Origin of the sequence: Sphaerimonospora sp. CA-214678, from assembly GCF_050942215.1 — a bacterium.
GTDB lineage: Bacteria > Actinomycetota > Actinomycetes > Streptosporangiales > Streptosporangiaceae > Sphaerimonospora.
Map to the genome: position 1 here is coordinate 5,711,402 of NZ_CP192056.1, position 23,778 is coordinate 5,735,179.

At 70.3% G+C, this 23,778-nt stretch carries 20 protein-coding genes and 1 riboswitch; of the genes, 6 read left to right on the top strand and 14 right to left on the bottom strand.

Annotated features, from left to right (window positions below):
* Window positions 1-26: 26 nt before the first annotated feature.
* Window positions 27-254 (top strand): DUF2530 domain-containing protein, encoded by a 228-nt coding sequence (locus ACQP1K_RS25530; RefSeq protein ID WP_433498229.1) that lies wholly within the window; start codon window positions 27-29, stop codon window positions 252-254.
* Here the strand turns inward: ACQP1K_RS25530 and ACQP1K_RS25535 are convergent.
* From ACQP1K_RS25535 to ACQP1K_RS25545, 3 genes are read right to left on the bottom strand one after another with little or no spacing between them, the layout of a single operon-like run.
* Entirely contained in the window at window positions 246-3,245 is a 3,000-nt protein-coding gene (locus ACQP1K_RS25535) for a sacsin N-terminal ATP-binding-like domain-containing protein (RefSeq protein ID WP_433498230.1), read from the bottom strand. The two genes, ACQP1K_RS25530 and ACQP1K_RS25535, sit on opposite strands and share 9 nt — an antisense overlap.
* A gap of 2 nt (window positions 3,246-3,247) precedes the next feature.
* Complete coding sequence (locus ACQP1K_RS25540) at window positions 3,248-4,006, bottom strand: DUF3027 domain-containing protein (RefSeq protein ID WP_433498231.1); 759 nt, start codon at window positions 4,004-4,006, stop codon at window positions 3,248-3,250.
* A gap of 59 nt (window positions 4,007-4,065) precedes the next feature.
* Window positions 4,066-4,464: a cold-shock protein gene (locus ACQP1K_RS25545; protein WP_433498232.1), complete on the bottom strand. Its 399-nt coding sequence runs from the start codon at window positions 4,462-4,464 to the stop codon at window positions 4,066-4,068.
* Between the two features lie 130 nt (window positions 4,465-4,594).
* Here ACQP1K_RS25545 and ACQP1K_RS25550 point away from each other — a divergent pair, with 130 nt between their 5' ends.
* The 4 genes from ACQP1K_RS25550 to ACQP1K_RS25565 all read left to right on the top strand — a co-directional run bounded on the left by ACQP1K_RS25550 (window position 4,595) and on the right by ACQP1K_RS25565 (window position 11,940).
* Window positions 4,595-7,252, top strand: a complete 2,658-nt coding sequence (locus ACQP1K_RS25550) for a helicase-associated domain-containing protein (RefSeq protein WP_433498233.1) — start codon at window positions 4,595-4,597, stop codon at window positions 7,250-7,252.
* A gap of 56 nt (window positions 7,253-7,308) precedes the next feature.
* Window positions 7,309-7,803 carry an MgtC/SapB family protein gene (locus ACQP1K_RS25555; RefSeq protein WP_433498234.1) on the top strand — a complete coding sequence of 165 codons (495 nt, stop codon included), beginning with the start codon at window positions 7,309-7,311 and terminating at the stop codon, window positions 7,801-7,803.
* Between the two features lie 91 nt (window positions 7,804-7,894).
* Window positions 7,895-9,556 (top strand): DNA repair helicase XPB, encoded by a 1,662-nt coding sequence (locus ACQP1K_RS25560; RefSeq protein ID WP_433498235.1) that lies wholly within the window; start codon window positions 7,895-7,897, stop codon window positions 9,554-9,556.
* A gap of 356 nt (window positions 9,557-9,912) precedes the next feature.
* Entirely contained in the window at window positions 9,913-11,940 is a 2,028-nt protein-coding gene (locus tag ACQP1K_RS25565; RefSeq protein WP_433501645.1) for a HelD family protein, read from the top strand.
* Between the two features lie 181 nt (window positions 11,941-12,121).
* On the opposite strand, the gene groL is transcribed toward ACQP1K_RS25565, so the two are convergent.
* From groL to ACQP1K_RS25590, 5 genes are all read right to left on the bottom strand, one after another.
* Window positions 12,122-13,744 (bottom strand): chaperonin GroEL, encoded by a 1,623-nt coding sequence (groL, locus tag ACQP1K_RS25570; RefSeq protein ID WP_433498236.1) that lies wholly within the window; start codon window positions 13,742-13,744, stop codon window positions 12,122-12,124.
* A gap of 360 nt (window positions 13,745-14,104) precedes the next feature.
* The gene (locus ACQP1K_RS25575) at window positions 14,105-14,305 is read right to left on the bottom strand and encodes a cold-shock protein (protein WP_055482725.1); all 201 of its coding nucleotides are present in this window, start codon (window positions 14,303-14,305) and stop codon (window positions 14,105-14,107) included.
* 255 nt (window positions 14,306-14,560) lie between these two features.
* Window positions 14,561-14,836 (bottom strand): MoaD/ThiS family protein, encoded by a 276-nt coding sequence (locus ACQP1K_RS25580; RefSeq protein WP_433498237.1) that lies wholly within the window; start codon window positions 14,834-14,836, stop codon window positions 14,561-14,563.
* Window positions 14,837-14,872: 36 nt separating this feature from the next.
* Window positions 14,873-16,147, bottom strand: a complete 1,275-nt coding sequence (gene thrC / locus ACQP1K_RS25585) for a threonine synthase (protein ID WP_433498238.1) — start codon at window positions 16,145-16,147, stop codon at window positions 14,873-14,875.
* A 14-nt stretch (window positions 16,148-16,161) separates the two neighbouring features.
* Window positions 16,162-16,302, bottom strand: a riboswitch (SAM riboswitch).
* A gap of 128 nt (window positions 16,303-16,430) precedes the next feature.
* Entirely contained in the window at window positions 16,431-16,982 is a 552-nt protein-coding gene (locus ACQP1K_RS25590; RefSeq protein ID WP_433498239.1) for an RNA polymerase sigma factor, read from the bottom strand.
* Window positions 16,983-17,020: 38 nt separating this feature from the next.
* On the opposite strand from ACQP1K_RS25590, the gene ACQP1K_RS25595 reads away from it, so the two are divergent.
* Window positions 17,021-18,445 carry an alpha,alpha-trehalose-phosphate synthase (UDP-forming) gene (locus ACQP1K_RS25595; RefSeq protein ID WP_433498240.1) on the top strand — a complete coding sequence of 475 codons (1,425 nt, stop codon included), beginning with the start codon at window positions 17,021-17,023 and terminating at the stop codon, window positions 18,443-18,445.
* A gap of 36 nt (window positions 18,446-18,481) precedes the next feature.
* Here ACQP1K_RS25595 and otsB read toward each other — a convergent pair whose 3' ends face one another.
* From otsB to ACQP1K_RS25625, 6 genes are all read right to left on the bottom strand, one after another.
* Window positions 18,482-19,288, bottom strand: a complete 807-nt coding sequence (gene otsB, locus ACQP1K_RS25600; protein ID WP_433498241.1) for a trehalose-phosphatase — start codon at window positions 19,286-19,288, stop codon at window positions 18,482-18,484.
* On the bottom strand, window positions 19,285-19,566 hold the full coding sequence (locus tag ACQP1K_RS25605) for a DUF3263 domain-containing protein (RefSeq protein WP_433498242.1): 282 nt from the start codon (window positions 19,564-19,566) through the stop codon (window positions 19,285-19,287). Before ACQP1K_RS25605 ends, otsB begins: the two co-directional genes overlap by 4 nt.
* 279 nt (window positions 19,567-19,845) lie before the next feature.
* On the bottom strand, window positions 19,846-20,862 hold the full coding sequence (locus ACQP1K_RS25610) for an ABC transporter ATP-binding protein (protein ID WP_433498243.1): 1,017 nt from the start codon (window positions 20,860-20,862) through the stop codon (window positions 19,846-19,848).
* Window positions 20,846-21,877, bottom strand: a complete 1,032-nt coding sequence (locus tag ACQP1K_RS25615) for an ABC transporter ATP-binding protein (protein WP_433498244.1) — start codon at window positions 21,875-21,877, stop codon at window positions 20,846-20,848. The genes ACQP1K_RS25610 and ACQP1K_RS25615 overlap by 17 nt, the downstream gene beginning before the upstream one ends.
* 13 nt (window positions 21,878-21,890) lie before the next feature.
* On the bottom strand, window positions 21,891-22,841 hold the full coding sequence (locus ACQP1K_RS25620; RefSeq protein ID WP_433498245.1) for an ABC transporter permease: 951 nt from the start codon (window positions 22,839-22,841) through the stop codon (window positions 21,891-21,893).
* Window positions 22,834-23,760 carry an ABC transporter permease gene (locus ACQP1K_RS25625; RefSeq protein ID WP_433498246.1) on the bottom strand — a complete coding sequence of 309 codons (927 nt, stop codon included), beginning with the start codon at window positions 23,758-23,760 and terminating at the stop codon, window positions 22,834-22,836. The genes ACQP1K_RS25620 and ACQP1K_RS25625 overlap by 8 nt, the downstream gene beginning before the upstream one ends.
* Between the last annotated feature and the right edge of the window lie 18 nt (window positions 23,761-23,778).

Sequence of the window (23,778 nt, forward strand, 5' to 3'; positions counted from 1 at the left end):
GGGCGACTCGGCGTAAACTACTTCACGTGATCCAACCGCGCCGGCCCGATCCCCGGCCACTGCAGACCCGTGACACCCCGACGATCCTCGTGGGCACCGGGCTGTGGGTGGCCGCCCTCGTGGTGGTCCTGCTGGTCGTCCAGCCGGCCGACGGCCGTCCGATCTGGACCTGTGTCGCCGGCATCGGGCTCGGGGTGTTCGGCCTCCTCTACATCCGCCGCCGCGACTCACGGCGGCGTGACGCCTCAGAGTGAGGCGACCGGATCGAGATCGGCCTCGGCCAGCAGCAGCGGCACCCGGCCCGGATCGCGCAGGAGCGCGGCGACCGCCAGCCGGTCGCCCCACTGACCGGACGCCCAGGCGAGCCCCCGGGCCAGGCCCTCGACCCCCGAAGCGTGAACCTTGCCCTCGAAGAACCGCCACGGCACCGGAGTGCCGTCCACCAGCAGGTTCTCGTGCTCGACATAGGTCGGCGGAGCCGAGGGGAGCAGTGAGCGCACCTCCTCTGGGACCGGGCGCTCGGTTCCCGACGAGGTGACCGCGCCGGTGACGATCTCGCCGACCAGCGGCAGGTCGAGCACCTCCGACAGCGCCTCCGCCAGATCGAACGGCGCGAGCACCAGCGGCCGGTCCGCCACCAGCGGCAGCAGGTCGGGCGCCTCGACGACGACCGGACCCCGCCCGTCCTCGACGTCCGCGACCACGATCGAGCCCTTCTGTACGGCTCTGACCGCCTCGGGCGGATGGACTCCGGCGGGATCGACCGCGGCGAGCGCGATCCACAGCGCGCGCAACTGCGCCCGGTCGACCTCCGACGACGGGTCGGCCAGCAGGTCGAGCAGCTCGTCGGGGCCCCCGTGCGACGCCAGCAGCGCGTCCAGCGACGACCTGACGCCGATGAGCTCGAGCGCCGCCTCGTCGATGCCCGCCGGGGCGTCGCCGTACAGGCCGAACAGCAGCGGGTCGCCCGAGGGAAGCCGCAGCGAGGTGGGGCGCCTGCCGTCGAGCACGGGATGGCGTGACAGCCACCACGCCGTGTACGACGGAACCTCGACGGTCTGCCCGGCGGCGATCACCCGCAGCGGGCGCAGCACGGCACGCAGCGGCGGCCTCGACAGCAGCGCCAGCGCGGCCGGCCAGTCGGCGACGTACTCCAGGTCGCGCACGGCGCTGAACTCGGGCGCGACCGGCGGCACGTCGAGGTCGGGCAGCCGATCGTGCAGGAGGTCGAGCACCGCATCGAGCCACTCGTCCTCGAGATCGAGATCGTGGTCGCAGTCGGCCGGGTCGAGCAGCACATCCGTGTCGTTGGCGACCGCGAACCCGTCGAGCACACCCGCGGCCGTCAGCACGCTCGGCCCGAACCTCGTCACCAGCTCCGGCGCCGCCACGCCGAACGGCACCTCGGGATCGATCAGCCGGGCCAGCGAGCCCTCGGCCAGCAGCAGGTCGCCCGCCGCATAGAGCTCGCCGTCCGCGCCGCGCAGCGCCAGTTCCGCCAGCCACGGCGCCTCCCCCGCCGTCAGCCCGGCGGCCTCGACCAGGGCCAGCACGGCCTGCGCCACCGGCTCGGGATCGGCACTGTGCAGCGACTCGGCCACGGCGGCGTGGGTGAGCGGGTCGTCGAGCACACTCCTCGGCGTCGCCTCGGCCGCGCCCAGACGCAGCAGCAGCGGGTGGGCGGCCTCCGGGTGCACGATCCGCAGCCCGAGCGGCGCGAGCGCGGCAGGATCGATCACAGCGCCGCCGCTCACACCCGACAGCATGAGGGTGCCGCGCGGTCCCCGCACCAGGCGGCCGTCGGCGAGCGGCACCGCGACCGCGGCGATCGCCTCCGGGTCGTCGGCGGGCAGCACCTCGTACAGCGACCGCCACCACGCCGGATCCCGGTCCTCCACCGCGTCGCCGGTCAGCATGTCCACCACGTCGGCGAGCTCCACCCGCCGGACGCCGAGCGTGGTCAGCGCCGGATGACGTGAGGCCCATCCGGCGGGCAGCAGTCCTGGGACGACACCGGCGATCTTCTCCAGGAACTCGGCCGAGCCGAGGACCGCACGCGCCTGGTTCCCCGGCACGGGGTCGTCCTCGCCGATGGCGGGCAGCAGCGGGGTGTCCGGCAGCAGCCGGATGATCTCCTGGCGGATCGCCGCGTCGAGCGCCCCCTTGCCCATCATTCCGGGCACGAGATCGAGCAGCTCGGGGGTACGCGGCAGCTCCCCCAGCAGCCGGACGTACGCCTCGGCCGCCCGCTGGACCAGGAAGTCGGCGAGCGGCCCCGAGGCCACGTGCCGCCGGTCCGTCGTCATCGGGAACGTGGCGATGAGCAGCGCGGGCAGGTCGAGCGGCTCGTCGCTCGGCGTCGGCGCGTGCACGACGCGCGGGACGTCGCCGCCGCCCGCCGCGCCGGGCCGTGGCCGTACGGCCCAGCGGACCTCCCAGTAGGGTCTGGCCCGCTCCTCGGTGGGACGGTCGGCGAACAGCTCGGCCACCTGCTCGGGGGTGAAGGCGCCCGACTCGGCGACCACGTGCCACCCCTCGGCGGAGATCTCCCGGCTCCGCCCCTCGACCTCGATCTCGATGACCGCCAGCGCCGGCATCGCCAGCGGCAGCGCCGGGCCGGCCTCCTCCAGCATGTGCCGTACGGCCCGCTCGGCCGCCTCGTCGCGCAGCGGGAGCCGTACGACCGTGTCGAAGCCGTCGGGGACGGCGAGCGAGTCGTCAGGGAACGGCAGGCGGAGCAGCGGCACATGCCCCGCGCGACCGGCCAGCTCGGCGGCGAGCTCGGGGCGACCGGCCACGAGCGCGGCGGTCTCGTCCCGGCACCAGCGCACCCCGCTGCTCTCACCGGAGCCCAGCACGCGGGAGGCGATGGCGGGAGCGTCGGTGACCGACACCACCGCGGCGAAGCCGACGCCGAACCGGCCGGCGGCCCCGGCCTCGTCCCGTTTCCCGGAGACGCGCAGCGTGCTCAGGCCCTCGACGCCCGTCGCGTCGAGCGGCGCGCCGACGTTGGCGGCGAACAGCACGCCGTCGCGCAGCTCCAGCCGCAGTCGCCCGGGCACACCCGCGCGCAGCGCGGCGTCGGCGGCGTTCTGGGCCAGCTCCACGACCAGGCGATCGCGGTAACCGCCGAGCGCGAAGTCCTCCTCGGCGTTGGCGTCCTCGCGGAATCGGGCCGGCGAGGCCGTCCACGCCGCGAGAACCGTCTCACGCAGGCGCGCGGCGCACAGGTCCAGGTCATACATGATCAGGCTTGGTCCATCAGGTCGTAGCCCATGTCGTCCAGAATCGGGGGCGGAGGTTCCGCGATCATCGAGGGTACCGTGGTCGCCTCGGAATGGGCGCCGCAACCGTGATCGACAGAGACCACGCGGCCGTCGTCCGGGGCGTACTCGTTGGCGCACACGCCGAACGCGCGCCCGAGGACACCGGCGAGCGGCCAGTAGAAGCCGCAGGTGGAGCACTGCGCCGGCGCCGCATGCGCGATCGGCGCGTCCGGGCCGGGCTCCCCCGAGCGCCAGCGGTGCGCCGCGAGGTCGCGGCCGATCGGCGACAGCACGCGGGCGCGGCCGAGGCCCGGCTCGAGGACCGCCTCGCGGTCGGCGTCCTCATCGGTCGCGGTGTACCCCGGGACCAGCCGGTCGTCGTCGGCCTCGACCGGCAGCAGGTCGCCCACACCGAGGTCGCCCGGGCGCAGCCGCTCGTTCCACGGCACCCAGCGCGGCGCGAGCAGCGCGCCGGCCCCGGGCAGCAGCACGGTCTCGCTCACGGTCACGTTTCGGGCACGGGAGGCGCGGACCACGGTGCTCGCCCAGCGCCAGCCCCGGTAGGCCCGGTCCAGACACTCGAAGTAGTGGGTCACGACCCGGTCGCCCTCGCTGTCGAAGCCCAGATGCTCGCCGACCTCACCGGGTCGCGCGATCGCTTCGACGGCCGTACGGGCGAGATCCACCGCCGCCGCACAGGCCGCATCGACTGGAGTGCTACGGATTCGGGTTCGACTCACACTCCATTTTCACCCACGCTGAGACCAAACTTATCCGCCCCTCGGCAAGAAGCAGGAAGTCAGGCGTCCAGATCGTCTGCTACGGCCCTCAGCACGGTGGCCACCTTCTTGGCGTGCGCGGCGTCCGGATGCTTGCCCCGTTGGTAGGAGTCGGATATATCGTCGAGCAACTTGATCAGATCCTCGACGATGACGACCAACTCGTCCGGTTTCTTCCGCTTGGCCTTGCTCCTGGGAGACCTGGCCAGCGTGGGCGGCTGCTCGACCAGCCGAACGGACAGCGCCTGTTGACCTCGGCGGCTCTCGGCCACACCGAACTCGACCTTCTGTCCTGGCTTCAACGCCTCCACGCCCTTGGGCAGCGCAGAAGAGTGCACGAAGACCTCGCCGCCGTCGTCGCGCGTGAGAAAGCCGAACCCCTTGTCGGCGTCGTACCACTTGACCTTGCCACTCGGCACAGAGCTGACCTCGTTCAGACTGTCGTGAAGGTGATGGATGTAGGTTATGCCCACAGAGGGACCACGTGGACCCTTCTTCCGGGCGGGATTCAGAAGCCTCGCTTCAAGGACCGGCCATACGATGGAACGGATGAAGGGCAGGGAGTTCACCGAGTGGCTGCGCTGCCGCTCTGACGAGCAGCTCAGAGCGCTCGTGACGGCACGGCCTGAACTCGTCACGCCCGTTCCCGCCGACATCGACGGCCTCGCCGCCCGCGCGAGCAGCCCGTCCGCCCTCGGCCGCGCACTCGACCGGCTCGACAGGTTCACGCTCTGCGTGCTCGAAACCCTCGTGGTGGTTCGGCCCGGCCGCGCCGACCTGCGGTCTCTGCTGGTCCGGGCCTCGTACGACACGGACGGTGAGAGCGGTGATCTCGCGCCGTACCGCATGCCGGCGACGGTGCCGGAGCCGGCACCCGGACCAGCGCCGGAAGCGATACCCGGACCGGCGCACGAAACCGCGTCGGAAGCGGCACCCGGACCGGCGCACGAAACCGCGCCGGGAGCCGCGCTCGAAAGAGCCGTCGAGACCGCACTCGAGACGGCACTCGACCGGCTCCGCGAGAACGCCCTCGTCTACGACCCGCACACGGGCGACGGCCAGGACGGCGGTGTCGACGGCGTGCCGCTGCCGGCTCCGGGCGTCGCCGAGGCGCTCGACCCCCCCGCCGGGCTCGGGCCGCCGGCCGCAGAGGTGTTCCGTCATCACCCGCCCGAGCGGATAGAGGCGATGCTCGCGGCGATGCCGTCAGCGGCGCGGAGGGACGGGAGCCCGCGAAGGAACGGCAGCGCCCCGGCGGAGCGGCTGGTCACCCGGCTGTCCGACCCCGCCACGGTCGCCCGTCTCGTCGCCGAGGTCTCGCCCCAGGCCCGCGCCGCCCTCGACGACCTCACCTGGGGTCCGGCGAGCGGGCGGCTGCCCAACGCACGGCGCGAGGTGACCGCCGCCACGGCGCGAACGCCCATCGACCAGCTCCTCGCCCGCGGCCTGATCGGCGCGACCGGGGAAGAGGCCGTCGCCCTGCCCCGTGAGGTCGCCCTGTTCCTGCGGAACGGCCGCCTCCACCGGAACCTGTCCCCCCAGCCGCCCGAGCCGGTCGGCACCGTACGCGACCCCGGCCTGGCCGGCCGCACCGCCGCCGGGCAGGCGTTCATGTTCGTCCGCACGGTCGAGGAGCTGTGCGAGTGGTGGAGCGCCGACCCGCCCGGAGTGCTGCGGGCGGGGGGCCTGGCCATACGTGACCTGAAGCGCGTCACACAGACACTCGACGTGCCCGAGTGGGTCGCCGGCCTGGTGGTGGAGGTCGCGCACGCGGCCGGGTTGATCGCGGACGGAGACGGGGAGTGGCTGCCGACCGACGCCTACGACTCGTGGCGGATCAGGGCCGTCGCAGACCGGTGGGCCGGGCTCGCGGCCGCCTGGGTGGGCATGGACCGCGTGCCCGGCCTGATCGGTGAGCGCGACGAGCGCGACCGGCCGCTGAACGCCCTGCATCCGGGCCTGCGCCGGGCGGGCGCAGGCCGGGTACGGGCGCAGGTGCTGAGCGTGCTCGCGTCGGCGGCCCCCGGCGTCGCGCCGACCGTCGAGTCCGTGCTGGCCCGGCTGGCGTGGGAACGGCCACGGCAGCGGGTCACGCGGCTCGACCGGATCGTCGAGCTCGCCCTGCGCGAGGCCGAGCATCTCGGCGTGACCGGGCTGGGCGTGCTGTCGGCGCACGGCGCCGCCCTCGGTGCCGTACGGAAACCGCGCCGAGGCAGCGGGAACGAGCGGAACAAGGAAGATAAGCGGAATAAGAAGGACCGGCGAGGCAGGAGAGACGGCGGTGACACGGCGGCCGAGCTGCTCGCGCCGCTGCTGCCCCGACCGGTCGACCATGTGCTGCTGCAGGCCGATCTCACGGCCGTGGCGCCGGGACCGCTGACCACCGACCTCCAGCGTCAGATCGCGCTCATGGCCGACGTCGAGTCGAAAGGGGGCGCGACGGTCTACCGCTTCGGGGAGACCTCGATCAGGCGGGCGCTCGACGCGGGGCGGTCGGCCGACGAGCTGATCTCCGTGCTGGAGCGGCACTCGGCCACCCCGGTCCCCCAGCCGCTGCGCTATCTGGTGACCGACGTGGCCCGGCGGCACGGGCGCATCCGGGTCGGCACCGCCTCCGCCTATGTCCGGTGCGACGATCCGGCGGTCCTCGACGAGGTGCTGGCCGACCGGCGGGCCGCACTGCTGCGGCTACGACGGCTCGCGCCGACCGTGCTGGCGTCCAAGACGTCCCGGGCCGCGCTGATCGACTCGCTGCGCGCGATGGGCTACTCCCCGATGGCCGAGTCGAGCGACGGCGACGTTCTGGTGACGCGGGCCGACGCCCGGCGGACGGTGACGCCCCCGTCCGCATTCACGTCGATCGCCACCGGCGCACAGACCGATCAGTCCGACCTGGTGGCCGCCGCCGTACGAGCCGTACGCGCCGGCGACGAGGCGCACCTGGCGCGCAGGCATCCGGCGCCGGATCCCGGAGGCGAGGTGCCGCGGTCGCCTTCGAGCACCACCATCGACGCCCTCCGGGAGGCGATCAGAGAGGGATCGCGGGTCTGGATCGGCTATCTCGACTCCCAGGGCCACGCCACGAGCCGCATACTCGAACCCGCTCGGGTGGAGGGCGGCTACCTCACGGCGTACGACGAGACCCGGGCCACCATTCACCGTTTCGCCCTCAGCCGGATCACCGGCATCACGGACATCAGGTCTTAACCCTTTCCCCATATGTTGGTAAACCTTGGACTTCTCATACAGCGAAGGAATCTAAGGTGACGACCCCACCACAGCCCGGCCACGACCCGCAGGATTGGCAGAACCCGTCCAACCCCTACGGTCCTCCCCCGGATCAGGACCCCTATGGCCGGCAGCAGCACGGCGGTCCGCCGCCCGGGTACGATCCGAACCACGGGCCGGACCCCAACCAGCAGTACGGGTACTACCCGCCGCCCGGACCGGGCCCCTACCAGAACCAGTACGGGTACTACCCTCCCGGCGGCTACCCGCCGCGGCAGGAAGGACCGCGCACACACGCAATCGTCGGTCTCGTCGTCAGCCTCGTGCTGGCCCTGAGCTGCTACGTGTCCCTCGGCGGCATCGCGGGCGCCATCCTGTCCGGGATCGCGCTCAGCAAAGTGGACACCCAGCCCGACACGGCCAGGCGTCTGCTGAAATGGACGTGGGTATCGATCGGCATCAACGTCGGGCTGCTCGTCATCGGGATCGGGACGCTGATCTATTTCGGGGCCAACGGCTACCTGGACTGACTCCTGCCGGCCGAGTTCCACCGACGGGGACTGATCCGTCCTGGTCACGTGTTGGATAGGCGTCAGCCGTACGAGGGGAGTGGGGATCGACATGACGGGGATGGCCGGGCCGCTGATCGTCCAGTCGGACAAGACACTGCTGCTCGAGGTCGATCACGAGCTCGCAGACGAGTGCCGCAAGGCGATCGCGCCGTTCGCCGAGCTGGAGCGCGCCCCCGAGCATGTCCACACCTATCGGGTGACCCCGCTGGCGCTGTGGAACGCCCGGGCCGCCGGGCACGACGCCGAGCAGGTGGTCGACGCGCTGATCACCTACAGCCGCTATCCAGTGCCGCACGCGATGCTGGTCGACGTCGCGGAGACGATGGCGAGGTACGGCAGGCTGCGGCTGGAGAAGCATCCGACCCGGGGCCTGGTCCTCGCCACCTCCGATCGCGCCGTGCTCGAGGAGGTGCTCCGGTCCAAGAAGGTGCAGCCGCTGCTGGGCGAACGGCTCAGCGCCGACGCGGTGGCCGTGCACCCCTCCGAGCGCGGCAACATCAAGCAGCTGCTGCTCAAGCTCGGCTGGCCGGCCGAGGACCTGGCCGGCTACGTCGACGGCGAGCATCACCCCATCGAGCTCCGGGAGGAGGGCTGGTCGCTGCGGCCGTACCAGAAGGAGGCGGCCGACGCGTTCTGGAACGGCGGCTCCGGCGTGGTCGTCCTGCCCTGCGGCGCGGGCAAGACCATCGTGGGGGCGGCGGCGATGGCCCACGCGCGTGCCACCACGCTCATCCTGGTCACCAACACGGTCTCGGCCCACCAGTGGAAGCAGGAGCTGATCAGGCGGACCTCGCTCACCGAGGACGAGATCGGCGAGTACACCGGGGCGAAGAAGGAGATCCGCCCGGTGACCATCGCCACCTATCAGGTGATGACGACCCGGCGGCAGGGCACGTACCGGCATCTGGAGCTGTTCGACGCCCGCGACTGGGGACTGATCGTCTACGACGAGGTCCACCTGCTGCCCGCGCCGATCTTCCGGATGACGGCCGATCTCCAGGCGCGCCGCCGGGTCGGCCTGACCGCCACCCTGGTGCGCGAGGACGGCCGCGAGGGCGACGTCTTCTCGCTCATCGGCCCCAAGCGGTACGACGCGCCGTGGAAGGAGATGGAGAACCAGGGCTGGATCGCCCCGGCCGAGTGCGTTGAGGTGCGCGTGACGCTGAGCGACCAGGAACGGCTGGCGTACGCGATGACCGAGGCCGACGAGCGCTACCGGTTCTGCGCGACCACGCCCTCGAAGCTCCGGGTGGCCGAGGCGCTGGTGCGGCGGCACGCGGGCGAGCAGGTGCTGGTCATCGGGCAGTACATCGACCAACTCGACGAGCTGGGCGAGCACCTCGACGCACCGGTGATCAAGGGCGAGACCCGGGTCAGGGAGCGGGAGCGGCTGTTCCAGGCGTTCCGCGACAGGGAGATCCCGGTGCTCGTGGTGTCGAAGGTGGCCAACTTCTCCATCGACCTGCCGGAGGCGGCCGTGGCCATCCAGGTCTCCGGCACCTTCGGCTCACGTCAGGAAGAGGCGCAGCGGCTCGGCCGCGTGCTCCGGCCGAAGGCCGACGGCGGCGGCGCGTGCTTCTACTCGATCGTCAGCCGTGACACCGTCGATCAGGACTTCGCCGCCCACCGGCAGCGTTTCCTCGCCGAGCAGGGCTACGCGTACCACATCATCGACGCGGACGACGTCGGTGAGGAGAAGCGAGCGAAGTGACCCCGAGACACCCTCGCCACCGTCGCGTGGCGGCCGAAGGGTGTCCGGTGGGTCTTCTCGACCTAGGTCGGCTTTCACAGGTCATGTCCGTGTCGGACACTTCCTAGGTCCAGGAGATCCCAGCGGTTCGGGCCACGCTTCTCACCTCCTCGCATAGACACCCCACTATCCCGACAAATCACCAAATATCGCCCCATTGAGGCGGCGGTCGACCGGTCGGGTGAGGTACCAGCGCGTCTGATACCCACGCCGGGAAGCGGCGACACGCACGGAAAAAACATTTCAGATCACGAACCCACAGCGATAAGCTCGTAGCTTTCCCTGCGTTCCGGAGGAGCTTTCGCGTGCCCGTAGACATGCCCGCAGACGTGCTCGACGCCGAACGTGCCCATCTCGCGGCCGCGCGCGCCGCGTTGCGCGCGATGCGCGAGCACGCTCGCTCCCTCTCGGCGGACGCGGCCGGCGACTGGGTCTCCCGGGAGATCCTCCAGGGCCTGCTCGACCAGCGGGTCGCCGCCTTGGCCGATCACCCGGACGCCCCGCTCTTCTTCGGCCGTCTGGACCGCTCCGCCGACGACGGCCTGCCCGGCACGATCTACGTCGGGCGGCGGCACGTGCACGACGACCGCAGCCGCCCACTCGTGATCGACTGGCGGGCGCCGGTCTCCCGCGCGTTCTACCAGGCCGGCCCCGCCGACCCGATGGGCGTCGCGCTCCGTCGCCGGTTCGGCTACCAGGGCGGCGACCTCACGGCGTACGAGGACGAGCCGCTCGGCGACGGCCCGCCCGCGAACCCGCTGCCCGAGCAGAGCTCGCTGCTGCTACGGGAGATCGAGCGGCCGCGCAGCGGGCCGATGCGCGACATCGTCGCGACCATCCAGCCCGACCAGGACGAGATCGTCCGCGCCGACCTCGGCGTCACGGTCTGCGTCCAGGGCGCCCCCGGCACCGGGAAGACCGCCGTGGGGCTGCACCGGGCCGCCTACCTCCTGTTCACCCACCGGGAGCGGCTCACCCGGTCCGGCGTGATGGTCGTGGGCCCCAACCGGGCCTTCCTCTCCTACATCTCCTCCGTGCTGCCCGCGCTCGGCGAGGTGCGGGTCGACCAGAAGACCGTGACCGGCGTTCTCGGCGGCCACACCCATCCGGAGGACCCCGCCGTGTCAGCGGTCAAGGGCGACGGACGGATGGCCGCCGTCCTGGAACGGGCGCTGTGGCTCCACGTCGGCAAGCCTGAGGAGGGGCTGCTGGTCACCAAGGGCGCCAACCGCTACCGGGTGCCCGAGCACGAGGTGCGCGAGATGGTCGCCGCGCTGCGCGGCACGACCAGGTACGGCCCCGGCCGCACGATCCTCGCCCAGCGGCTCGCCCACGCCGTGCTGGTGCGGATGGAACACCGCGGCGAGTCGCCGGACGACCGGGTGCAGGACGCGGTGGCGCGGTCGAAGCCGGTGAAGGCCGTTCTCGACCAGGTGTGGCCGAAGCTCACCGCCGAGCAGGTGCTCTTCCGGCTGCTGTCGGACGCCGAGTTCCTGGCCAGGGCGGCCAAGACCGATCTGTCGGCGGAGGAACGAGAGCTGATCTCGTGGCGCAAGCCGTACCGGACGCACCGCTCGGCCAAGTGGTCGGCGGCCGACGCGGCCCTGCTCGACGAGCTGAACGACCTCATAGAACGGACGCCCTCGCATGGTCACCTCGTCGTCGACGAGGCCCAGGACCTGTCGGCCATGCAGCTTCGCGCGCTCGGGCGGCGGTGCCGTACGGGCTCGGCGACGATCCTGGGCGACCTCGCGCAGGGCACCACACCCTGGTCCGCGACGTCGTGGAAGACCGTGCTCGACCATCTCGGGCAGCCCGACGGGGAGGTCACCGAGCTCACCGTCGGATTCCGCGTTCCGCGTGAGATCCTCGACTTCGCCGCCAGGCTGCTCCCCTCGGTCGCGCCGGACCTGGCCGCCCCGCGGTCGCTGCGCCCCGGCACGGGCTCGCTGACCGTACGGCACGTGCCCGACGCCGTCGCAGCCGTGCCCGAGGCCGTACGGGAGGCCCTCGGCCGGGAGGGCTCGATCGGCGTCATCGTGCCCGACGCCGCGGTGCCCGCCGTCTCGGCGGCCCTTGGCGGCGTCACCGAGCTCGACGGCGTCACCGAGCTCGGCGGCGGAGCGGCTCCGGCGAGCGACTCGGCGGCCGACGACCGGGTGCTCATCGTCCCCGCCACGCTCGCCAAGGGCCTCGAGTACGACCATGTCGTCCTGGTGGAGCCCGCCGACGTCGTGGCGGCGGAAGACCGCGGCCTGGCCCGCCTCTACGTGGTGCTCACCCGTGCCGTCACCTCACTGACGGTCCTCCACGCCCGGCCCCTGCCCGCCCAGCTCGCGAGCTGACGACGTCGCTCGCCCACCACGCGTGGGGCGGAGGCCGGGCAGCCGCGGCGGGGCGGCCGGGTCGAGCCGCCGCCGGAGAACAGAAGCGCGTGGCGTTCCGTCCGGGACAGCGGAAGGGGCGGCTCCCGGGACAACCGGGAATCCGCCCCTTCTCGTGGCTCCGGCAAGGAGAGCGAGAGGACTAGAAGTCCATGTCGCCGCCACCGGGCATGGCCGGGGCCTTCTCCTTCTCGGGCTTCTCGGCGATGACGGCCTCGGTGGTGAGGAACAGCGCCGCGATGGACGCCGCGTTCTGCAGCGCGGAACGCGTCACCTTGGCCGGGTCGATGATGCCCGACTCGAACATGTTCACGTACTCGCCGGTGGCCGCGTTGAGGCCCTCGCCGGCGGGAAGGTTGCGGACCTTCTCCACCACGACGCCGCCCTCGAGGCCGGCGTTGACGGCGATCTGCTTCAGCGGCTCCTCCAGCGCCTTGCGGACGATCGCGGCACCGGTCGCCTCGTCGCCACCCAGCTCCAGCTTGTCGAAGGCCTTGGCGCCCGCCTGCAGCAGCGCCACGCCACCACCGGGGACGATCCCCTCCTCGACGGCGGCCTTCGCGTTGCGGACGGCGTCCTCGATGCGGTGCTTGCGCTCCTTCAGCTCGACCTCGGTGGCCGCGCCGGCCTTGATGACGGCGACGCCGCCGGCCAGCTTGGCGAGGCGCTCCTGGAGCTTCTCGCGGTCGTAGTCGGAGTCGGTCCGCTCGATCTCGGCGCGGATCTCGTTCACCCGGCCGGAGATCTGCTCGGGGTCGCCGGCACCGTCGACGATGGTGGTCTCGTCCTTGGTGATGACGACCTTGCGGGCGCGGCCGAGCAGGTCGAGGGTCGCGTTCTCCAGCTTGAGACCGACCTCCTCGGAGATGACCTGGCCACCGGCGAGGATGGCGATGTCGCCCAGCATGGCCTTACGACGGTCGCCGAAGCCGGGTGCCTTGACGGCGACGGACTTGAACAGACCGCGGATCTTGTTGACCACCAGGGTCGCCAGGGCCTCGCCCTCGACGTCCTCGGCGATGATGACCAGCGGCTTGCCCGACTGAACGACCTTGTCCAGCAGCGGGAGCAGGTCCTTGTTCGCGGAGATCTTCGAGTTGACGATGAGGATGTAGGGGTCTTCGAAGACCGCCTCCATGCGCTCGGGGTCGGTCACGAAGTAGCCGGAGACGTAGCCCTTGTCGAAGCGCATGCCCTCGGTGAGCTCCAGCTCCAGGCCGAAGGTGTTGCTCTCCTCGACGGTGATGACGCCTTCCTTGCCGACCTTGTCCATCGCCTCGGCGATGAGCGAGCCGATCTCGGGGTCGGCGGCGGAGATGGAGGCGGTGGAGGCGATCTGCTCCTTGGTCTCCACGTCCTTGGCCAGCTTGGAGAGCTCCTCGCTGACGCGCTCGACGGCGGCCTCGATGCCCTTCTTCAGGCCCATCGGGTTGGCGCCCGCCGCCACGTTGCGCAGGCCCTCGCGTACCAGCGCCTGGGCGAGCACGGTGGCGGTGGTCGTGCCGTCACCGGCGACGTCGTCGGTCTTCTTGGCGACTTCCTTGACCAGCTCTGCGCCGATCTTCTCCCACGGATCCTCGAGCTCGATCTCCTTGGCGATCGAGACACCGTCATTGGTGATCGTGGGGGCGCCCCACTTCTTCTCCAGCACGACATTGCGGCCGCGGGGGCCGAGGGTCACCTTCACGGCGTCGGCGAGCTGGTTCATACCACGCTCGAGACCGCGCCGGGCGTCCTCGTCAAACGCGATCATCTTGGCTGCCATAAGGCTAGACCTCCCAGTAGCAGGGTGGCTTCACTGGACCGAGCCGACGCCCGCGACGGCATGGGCCCGCTCTCCCTTCGGGGACCCCATCGCCTCGATCCTGGTTGCTGTCACTCTCGACCTCAGAGTGCCAACCATGTGTTTAGCACTCTACCCCTGTGAGTGCAAGCGCAAGCCAAGTTGCATATCAGGGCATATCAGGCCCTCTGACCAGCGAAGATTCCGTTGACACGCCATGTCAGAGCGCCGACGGAATGACGGAGGCCCGGTCTCGCCGATGGCGAGCCGGGCCCTGTGATGGTCGAGAGACAAGGGTGTGTCCGGCAGGTGCCGTCCGTGCTCTGCCGGACACCCCCTAGATCAGACGGCCCGGACGGCTTCCGCCTGCGGGCCCTTCTGGCCCTGCGTGATGTCGAACTCCACCCGCTGCCCCTGCTCAAGCGACTTGTAGCCGTCCATCAGGATCGCCGAGTAATGAACGAACACGTCCTTGCCACCGTCTACCGCGATGAAGCCATAGCCCTTGTCCGCGTTAAACCATTTGACGGTGCCCTGCGCCACTTTCCGACTCCTCTTGCTGGGCTGGGGACCACACCCAAGAAGCCCCCGGTTTTGTCGATCGCCCTCGACCATACCTGCGTCAAGGCATCGGACAACAGAGTCAATGCGCAAACTACTACTAGGCGTTCGCTCAAAGCAGGATCAGCGAATATTCACTTTCGTCGTCGATAGTTGATCATTGCACTATTTGATGGACATGGCACGACCTGGACCATGACAAACTTCCAGGTCAGCGGCTTTCCAGTGCGAGCGGGCTCAGCCGCCGGCGACGGCCGGGATCACCGAGATCTGCACGCCATCCGGTGTGGGGGTGTCCAAACCCTGAGCGAATCGGACATCCTCTTCTCCGACATAGACGTTGACAAAACGCCGTATCTTGCCCGTTTCGTCCAGAATTCTGCCGCCGATGCCCGGATAGTCCGCATCCAGCTTCTGCAGCACCTCGCGGAGCGTGGTGCCTTCTCCGGACACCTCCGCGACTCCATTCGTATACGTGCGCAGAATCGTCGGAATCCGCACAGAAACGCTCATCGTTCACTCTCTTTCGTTGCGTGGGCGGAAACGCGTTCAGTTGGCAAAAGCCGTACGGAATGCCTCGAGCGACGGCCGGATGACCGCGGCCGGGCGGGCGTGCTCGGCGATCGCGTCGAGCGTCTTCAGTCCGTCGCCCGTGTTCAGCACGACGGTCTCGGCGCCCGGGTCGAGCCGGCCGTCTCGCGCCAGCTTGCGCAGCACGCCGACGGTGACGCCGCCCGCCGTCTCGGCGAAGACGCCCTCGGTCCGCGCCAGCAGGCGGATGGCCTCGACCACCTCGCGGTCGTCGACGTCCTCCACCGCCCCGCCCGTACGCCGGGCGATGTCCAGCACGTACGGCCCGTCCGCCGGGTTGCCGATCGCCAGCGACTTGGCGATCGTGTCCGGCTTGACCGGCTGGACCACGTCGTGCCCGGCCTTGAACGCCCGCGAGACCGGCGAGCAGCCCTCCGCCTGGGCACCGAAGATCCGGTACGGACGGTCCTCCACCAGACCGAGCTTGATCAGCTCGCGGAATCCCTTGTCCACCTTGGTGAGCTGCGACCCGGAGGCCACCGGGATGACGATCTGCTCCGGCAGCCGCCAGCCGAGCTGCTCGGCGATCTCGTACGCCAGCGTCTTCGACCCCTCCGCGTAGTAGGGCCGGAGGTTGACGTTGACGAAGCCCCACTTCTCACCGAGCTCGTCGCCGATCAGCTCGGAGCAGAAGCGGTTGACCTCGTCGTAGGTGCCGTCGATGCCGACGAGGCGGCCGCCGTAGACCGAGGCCATCGTGACCTTGGCCGCCTCCAGGTCGGCGGGGATGAACACGCACGAGTCGAGACCGGCCCGCGCGGCGGCGGCGCCCACGGCGCCGGCGAGGTTTCCGGTGGAGGAGCAGGAGAGCGTGTGGAAGCCGAAGGTCCTGGCGGCCTCCAGGGCGATCGCCACGACCCGGTCCTTGAAGGAGTGGGTCGGGTTGCCCGAGTCGTCCTTGATGTGCAGCGAACGGAACCCCAGCTCGGCCGCGAGCCTGTCCGCCTTGACCAACCTGGTCCACCCGGGCCGGACGTTCGGCTTGGCGGTCACATCCGGAGGGACCGGAAGGAGCGCCCGGTAACGCCAGATGTCGGTCGGCCCCGACTCGATGTCCGCGCGGCGGACATCGCCGAAGTCGTACGTCACCTCGAGCGGGCCGAAACACTCGACACAGGCGAAGATCGGGCCCAGATCGTAGACTGCGCCGCATTCGCGACAGGACAGCCCGGTGGCGGGACCGAACTCGGCGTTGGACAGCGAACCTGGCCGGGGGACATTCGTGTGCGCCATGAAGCGAGGCCTTTCCCTCATCTTCGCTCGCGACCACCCTGGCCGCGAGCCCGGAATTGGCACCTGTCCCGGCCGGGCCTCGTGGGCACGAGTTCGGTCGCGGGAGGGTTGCCGGGGCTTCGCAGGGCCGGTCCCTCCACCCCTCTGGATGAGCATGTTCAGTTGTAGGACGTCCGGATCCATCCGGGTAACGTCCGTTAGCACTTTACCCCGGCACTACCTCCAACCAATCCTGTGTCTCGCCTGTCGAGACGCATCATCCCAGAAATGTCAGACGGGCCGGTCACGCGTACGCGTCGCCGAGGGCCGACTGCACGTATCTGCGTGCCTGGTGTATCCGCGACTTGACCGTGCCCAGCGGAATGCCGAGCTGCTCGGCGACCTCCGCGTAGTCGAGCTGGCAGATGTCGCGCAGCACCAGCGCCTGGGCGAGATCGGGCTTGTCCGCCTCCAGCGACTCCATGGCGTCCAGCAGATCGAGCCGTGACCCCGCGATCACGCTGACCCGCCGGGGGTCGGGGCGCTGCTCGGGCAGTTCCTCCGCCTCCTCGGCAGCCCGCCGCTTCAGGGAGCGGTAGGTGGTCCGCGTGCAGTTGACGGTCACGATGTACAGCCACGTGCTGAACTTGGCCCGGCCCTCGAACCTGCCGATGTTGCGCGCCACGGCGAGCAGCGTGTCCTGAGCCGCCTCCTCGGCGTCCTGGCGATAGGGTAGAAGTCGCTCGCAGTGCCGCAGCACGTCGGGCTCGATCCGGCGGAGCAGTTCGCCGAGCGCCCGATGGTCGCCCCCGGCGGCCGACCTGGCCAGGTCCTCAGTTGTCTCGTCCGTTGCCATTGCCGTCTCCAACCCTCCCTTTGACATCCTATTGAGTCATGAGCAGCCAGGTTCTGATCGCTTCCAACCGAGGGCCGGTGTCCTTCACCATGGCGGACGACGGCGCGCTCACCATGCGCAGGGGCGGTGGCGGCCTGGTCTCCGGACTGTCCGAGGTGGCCGGGGACACCGATCTGCTCTGGGTCTGCGCGGCCCTTTCCCACGGCGATCGCGGTGCCGTACGGCTCGCGCCCGGCGGCCGGCTCGACCGGGCGTTCGACGCCGGGCCGGTGCGGATGCTCGACATCCCGCCGACGGTCTTCCATCGCGCCTACAACGCGGTGGCCAACTCGACCCTCTGGTTCGTCCACCATCTGCTCTACAACACGCCGGTCACGCCCCAGTTCGGCATGCGGTTCCGGCGTGAGTGGGAGTCCTACCGGGACTACAACGGCGCGTTCGCGCTCGCACTCGCGGAAGAGGCCGGGCCGGGAGCCCGGGTGATGATCCAGGACTACCACCTGACGCTGACCCCGGCGATGCTCCGCGTCGAGCGGCCCGACCTGCGGATCGCCCACTTCTCGCATACGCCGTGGGCGCCGCCGGAATACTTCTCGCTGCTTCCCGACGACGTCGCCGTGGAGGTGCTGTCGGGGATCCTCGGCGCCGACCACGCGGGCTTCCTCACCGCCCGGTGGGCCGAGGCCTTCATGGACTGCTGCGCGGTCTTCCTGGGCGCCCGCGTCGATCGCGAGAGCCGTACGATCACCTATGACGGCCGGACCGTCCGTGTCGGCGTGCATCCGCTCGGCGTGAACGGCGAGGCGCTGCTGGCGCGCGCGGCCGAGCCGGACGTCGAGTCGAACATGTCCGCGATCAGGGACATGGTCGGCGACCGCAAGCTGATCGTACGGATCGACCGGACCGAGCTGTCCAAGAACATCGTGCGCGGCCTGGGCGCCTACCGGGAGTTCCTGGCCGGGCATCCGGAGTGGCACGGCAAGGTGGTGCACCTGGCCTTCGCCTACCCGTCCCGCCACGACCTGCCCGAATACCGCGAGTACACGGCTGCCGTGCAGCGGTGCGCCAAGGAGATCGAGGACGAGTTCGCCACCGAGGACTGGAACCCGCTGATCCTCAGCGTGCACGACGACTATCCACGGTCGCTCGCCGCCTATCGACTGGCCGACGTCCTGCTGGTCAACCCCATCAGGGACGGCATGAACCTGGTGGCCAAGGAGGGGCCGATCCTCTCCCGGCGATGCGCGCTCGTGCTCTCCCGCGAGGCCGGTGCCGCCGCCGAGCTCGGAACCGACTCGCTGCTGGTCAACCCCTACGACGTCTCCGGCACGGCCGCCGCCCTGCACCAGGCCCTGCTGCTGCCGGAGGAGGACCGGGCCGGGCGCTGCGCCAGGCTGCGGGATGCAGCCACCGCGCTCCCCCCGAGGCGCTGGTTCGACGACCAGCTGGCCGCCCTGGAATGACGGAACGGGCGCGCGGGCTCAGCGCCAGGTCGCGTGCTACCTGCCGGCGCGGAGTGCCTCGACGACGGCGCCGAGGAAGGCCACGACGCCGGCGGGGCCGTCCACCACGATGTCGGTGTGCGCCGCCAGCTCGACGACCTCGGCCGACCCGCTGCACACCCGCAGGCCGGGAATTCCCGCCCGCTCGACGGCCTCGAACGCCGCGAGATCGCCGAGGTCGTCACCGGCGAACAGGACGGACCTGGCCTTCCGCTCGGCGAGGAACGCCGACAGCGCGCGGCCCTTGTCCATGCCGGGCGACCGCAGCTCCAGCACGAAACGTCCCGGCTCGACCACCAGACCCACCTGCTCGGCCAGCCGGGCGACCGGCTCGGCGAGTGAAGCCAGCGCCGCCTCGGGGTCGGGGCACCTGCGCGTGTGCACGGCCACCGCCCGATCCTTGTCCTCGACCAGGACGCCGGTCATCCCGGCGGTGATGGTGGACAGCTCGGCCCGCACCAGGTCCAGCCCCGGCGGCGGGGGCGGAGCGCTGATCCGGCCGGCCTCCCACCGCTCCATGCCGTAGTGACCGAGGATGACGAGACCGGGCACGTCGGCGAGGGACGGCCCGGCGGGGGTGGCGCCGAGAGCGAGAGCCGTACCGGGCGGCCGGCCTGTGACGATCACCACGGCGCCGACCAGCGTGGCCAGGTCGGCGAGCACGGCGGGGGCGTCCGGATGTACGGCGGCGGCCGCGGGGTCGGCCACGATCGGGGAGAGGGTGCCGTCGAAGTCGAGCCCGATCACCGCTCCGGCGGGATCGGCGAGGATCGCGGCGAGGCCGTCATGGGCGGGGAGCTTCATCGCGGCGTCCCGAATCGGCGGGTGGCGCGGCCGTACCGGCGACCGGCCCGCATCCTGCGCAGGCGCTGCACCAGCATGGGATCGTGCTCCAAGGCCTGCGGCCGGTCGATGAGCTGGCTGAGTAACTGGTAGTAACGGGTGGCGGAGATGCCGAACGTCTCCCGGATCGCCTGCTCCTTCGCACCGGCGTGACGCCACCATCGCCGTTCGAAGGCGAGGATCCGGCGATCGCGGTCGGATAAGGCGAGATCGTCGTCATCGATCGGTTCGATGTCCATCCGCTCCTCCTCCGCCGGACGCAGGCCATCCTCATGGTAAAGGGTGTCCCGGAAGGATCGGACGAACCTCCCGATCCTCGTCCCACGAACATTCACCGGGATCGAGGGAGCCGAGGCGGGAGGGGGCGAGGACCGCACGCGAAAGCCTGCGATAAGCGGGCTTCGCGGCGGACCGGAGCCTCCTCCCGGCGCGTCCTCGGGCCCCGCGGAGGTTCCGAGCCTGCCAGGAATCTTCGTGGGTGGAGGGACAGCGGCCGAGCCTCCGGTCACCCCACGACGTCAGCCGGTGCCGACGACGTCACGCACCTCGGCGAAGTGGCAGGCGCTCGGGTGCGGGCTGCCCGGGCGGATCTCCAGCGCGGGCTCCCGCTCGGCGCAGATCTCCTGGGCCTTCCAGCAGCGGGTGCGGAACCGGCAGCCGGACGGCGGGTTCGCCGGGGAGGGCGGATCACCCTGCAGGATGATCCGCTGTCGCTGCTCGCGCCCCTCCGGGTCGGGCACGGGCACCGCGGACAGCAGCGCCTGCGTGTAGGGGTGGGTCGGGCCGTCGTAGATCTCGGCGTCCCGGCCGATCTCGACGATCTTCCCCAGGTACATCACCGCCACCCGGTGGGAGATGTGCCGCACCACCGACAGGTCGTGGGCGATGAAGATGTAGGCCAGCTCGAATTCCTTCTGCAGGCTCTCCAGCAGGTTCATGACCTGGGCCTGGATCGACACGTCGAGCGCGGAGACCGGCTCGTCGCAGATGATGATCTCGGGCCGCAGCGCCAGCCCGCGGGCGATGCCGATCCGCTGGCGCTGGCCGCCGGAGAACTGGTGCGGGTAGCGGTTGATGTGGTCGGGGTTGAGGCCGACCACCTCGAGCAGCTCCTGCACCTTCCTGCGGCGGTCGCCCTTCGGAGCCACCTCGGAGTGGATCTCGAACGGCTCCCCCACGATGTCGCCGACCGTCATGCGCGGGTTCAGCGAGGTGTAGGGGTCCTGCATCACCATCTGGACGTTGCGCCGCATGCGCTTGAGTTCGCCGCCCCTGGCCGTGGTGATGTCCCTGCCGTTGATCCGCACCGAGCCGGACGTCGGCCGCTCCAGCGCCATCAGCAGCTTGGCGAGGGTGGACTTGCCGCAGCCCGACTCGCCCACGACTCCCAGCGTCTCGCCGCGATGCAGGTCGAAGGAGACGCCGTCGACGGCCTTGATCGCGCCGATCTGCCGCTTGAAGAGGATGCCCTGGGTCAGCGGGAAGTGCTTGACCAGGTCGCGGACTTCCAGGATGGGTTCAGCCGGACTCGCCATCGAGGACCTCCCTCCAGTAGTGGCAGGCGCTGCCGCGGGCGCCGTCGATCGGATAAAGGGCGGGTGCGTCGGTCACGCAGTTGTCCCGCCGGTACGGGCAGCGCGGGTGGAACGCACAGCCGGACGGCATGTCCAGCAGGTTCGGCGGCATGCCCTTGATGGCGTACAGCTCGTGGCCCTTGAGGTCCACCCGTGGGATCGACTCCAGCAGCCCCTTGGAGTAGGGGTGGGCCGGCCGCCGGTACAGATCGTGCACCGGGGCCTCCTCGACGATGCGCCCGCCGTACATCACGGCGATCTTGTCGGCGACGTCGGCCACGACGCCGAGGTCGTGGGTGATCAGGATCAGACCCATGTTGCTGTCGCGCTGGAGCTCCGCGAGCAGGCCCATGATCTGGGCCTGCACGGTGACGTCGAGCGCCGTGGTGGGCTCGTCGGCGATCAGGATCTCGGGGTCCAGCGCGATCGCCATCGCGATCATGATGCGCTGCCGCATGCCGCCGGAGAACTGGTGCGGGTAGTCGTTCGCCCGCTCCCTGGCGGCCGGGATCCTGACCCGGTCCATCAGCTCGACGGCCTTCTTCTTCGCCTCGGACCGCGACGTGCCGCGGTGCGTGCGGAACATCTCGGCGATCTGCCAGCCGACCGGGAAGACCGGGTTCAGCGCGGACAGCGCGTCCTGGAAGACCATGGAGATGCCCTCTCCGCGGATCTTCCTGCGCTGGTCGTCGGGCATCTTGAGCAGGTCGGCGCCGTGGAAGCGGATCTGTCCTCCGGTCACCTTCCCCGGAGGCACGTCGAGGATGCCCATGATCGTCTGCGCGGTGACGCTCTTGCCGGAGCCCGACTCGCCGAGCACGGCCAGCGTCTCCCCGGCGTCCACGCGATAGGTGACGCCGTTGACCGCCTTGGCCACTCCGGCCCGGGTGCGGAACTCCACGTGGAGATCTTCTACTTCGAGGAGCGCACCGCCGTGGGAGCCGCTGCCCGAGGGTACGGAAAGCACTTCCGTCACTTGCTGTGCCTCCTCAGCGTAGCTTGGGGTCGAGTGCGTCGCGTACCGCCTCGCCGAGCATGACGAAGGTCAGCACGCAGGCGGACAGGAACGCCGCCGGGAAGAACAACGCGTGCGCGCCGGTCCGGATGTACTGGGCGTGGTCGGCGATCGCGATGCCCCAGGAGATGACCGGCGGCCGCAGACCGATGCCGAGCAGCGACAGCGTGGCCTCCGCGCCGATGAAGCTGCCGATCGTGATCGTCGCGTAGACGAGGATCGGAGCCAGCGAGTTCGGCAGGAGGTGCTTGAAGATGATCCGCAGCGGTCCCGCCCCCAGCGCGCGGGCGGCCTGCACATAGTCCTGGTGCTTGGCCTGGATGACCGCGGAACGGGCGATGCGCATCAGGATCGGCCAGCCGAGCACGGCGAGCACGATGATCACGACAGCCATGATCATGACTTCGCTCGGGTTCGACTGGGCCGGGGCGATGGTGCCGAGGATGATGATCGCGCCCAGGACGTACGGCAGGCCGAGGAACATCTCGCCCACCCGGGAGATGAGGATGTCCGTCCACCGCGAGTAGTAGGCGGCCAGCACACCGGTGATCCCGCCGAGCACCACGGTCGCGAGCGTGGCCATCGTGCCCACGATGATCGAGGTGCGGGCGCCGTAGATGGTCCGGGCGAAGACGTCGCGTCCCTGCAGGTCGATGCCGAACAGGGCCTCTTCGCTCGGCCCCTCCATGCTCCTGGCCAGGTCGGCGTAGTTCGGGTCCTTGTCGGTGAACAGCGTCGGGAACGCCGTCATCAACAGGAACAGGATCAGCATCACCAGGGAGATCCAGAAGATCTTGCGTCGCTTGAGGATGTCCCAGGTGTCCCCCCAGAGGCCGCGGGGCTTGTCCGCGGCGGCGGGGTGGGCCGAGCCCGCGTGTTCGTCCGCGCTCTGCACCAGGTCTTGCGTCACGGTCGGTTCACTCATAGCGGATCCTCGGGTCGAGCACGCCGTAGAGGAGGTCGACGATCAGGTTGGTGAGCAGGTAGACGAGCACCAGCAGCGAGGCGATCGGCACCACGATCGTGTAGTCCTGGCCCAGGATCGCCCGCCAGAGCAGACCGCCGACGCCGTGGATGTTGAAGATGCCCTCGGTGATGATGGCGCCCGACATCATCGAGCCGACCTCGGTGCCGATGAACGTGATCGCGGGGATCAGCGAGTTGCGCAGCAGGTGAACCGAGACCACCCGCCGGTTCGTCAGGCCCTTGGCGATGGCCGTACGGACGTAGTCGGCACGGCGGTTCTCCACGATGCTCGTCCTGGTCAGCCTGGCCGTGAACGCCATGTTGAGACTGGCCAGCACGATGGCCGGCACGATCAGCTCCGCCATCGGCGCTCCGTCGGAGACCGTGGGCTTGATCACGCCGAGCCGCATGCCGAGCAGCCACTGCAGCAGGTAGCCGGTGACGAAGGTGGGGAGCGAGAGCAGGAACAGCGTGGAGATCGTCACCGAGTTGTCGAGGAAACCGCCGCGCTTGAGCCCGGACAGCACGCCCGCTGTGATGCCGACACACGCCTCGATCGTGACCGCGAGGATGGCGAGCCTGATCGTGATCGGCCAGGCGTCGGCGAGCTGGCTCGCGACCGACACCTGCTTGAAGTCGACGCCCAGGTCACCCGTGAGCATGTTCTTCAGGAAGTTCCAGTACTGCACCAGCATCGGCTGGTCGAGGCCGAACTGCTCCCGCATCATCGTGACGTAGCTTTCGGGGCAGGGCCGCTGGCCACAGCGTCCGGCGAACGGGTCGCCCGGGAGCTGCCAGACCATGAAGTTGATCAGAAATGTCGTGCCGAGAAGCACCGGTATGAGTTGCAGCAGGCGCCGGATGGTGTAACGGCCCATGCGCACCTCCCGTCTGAC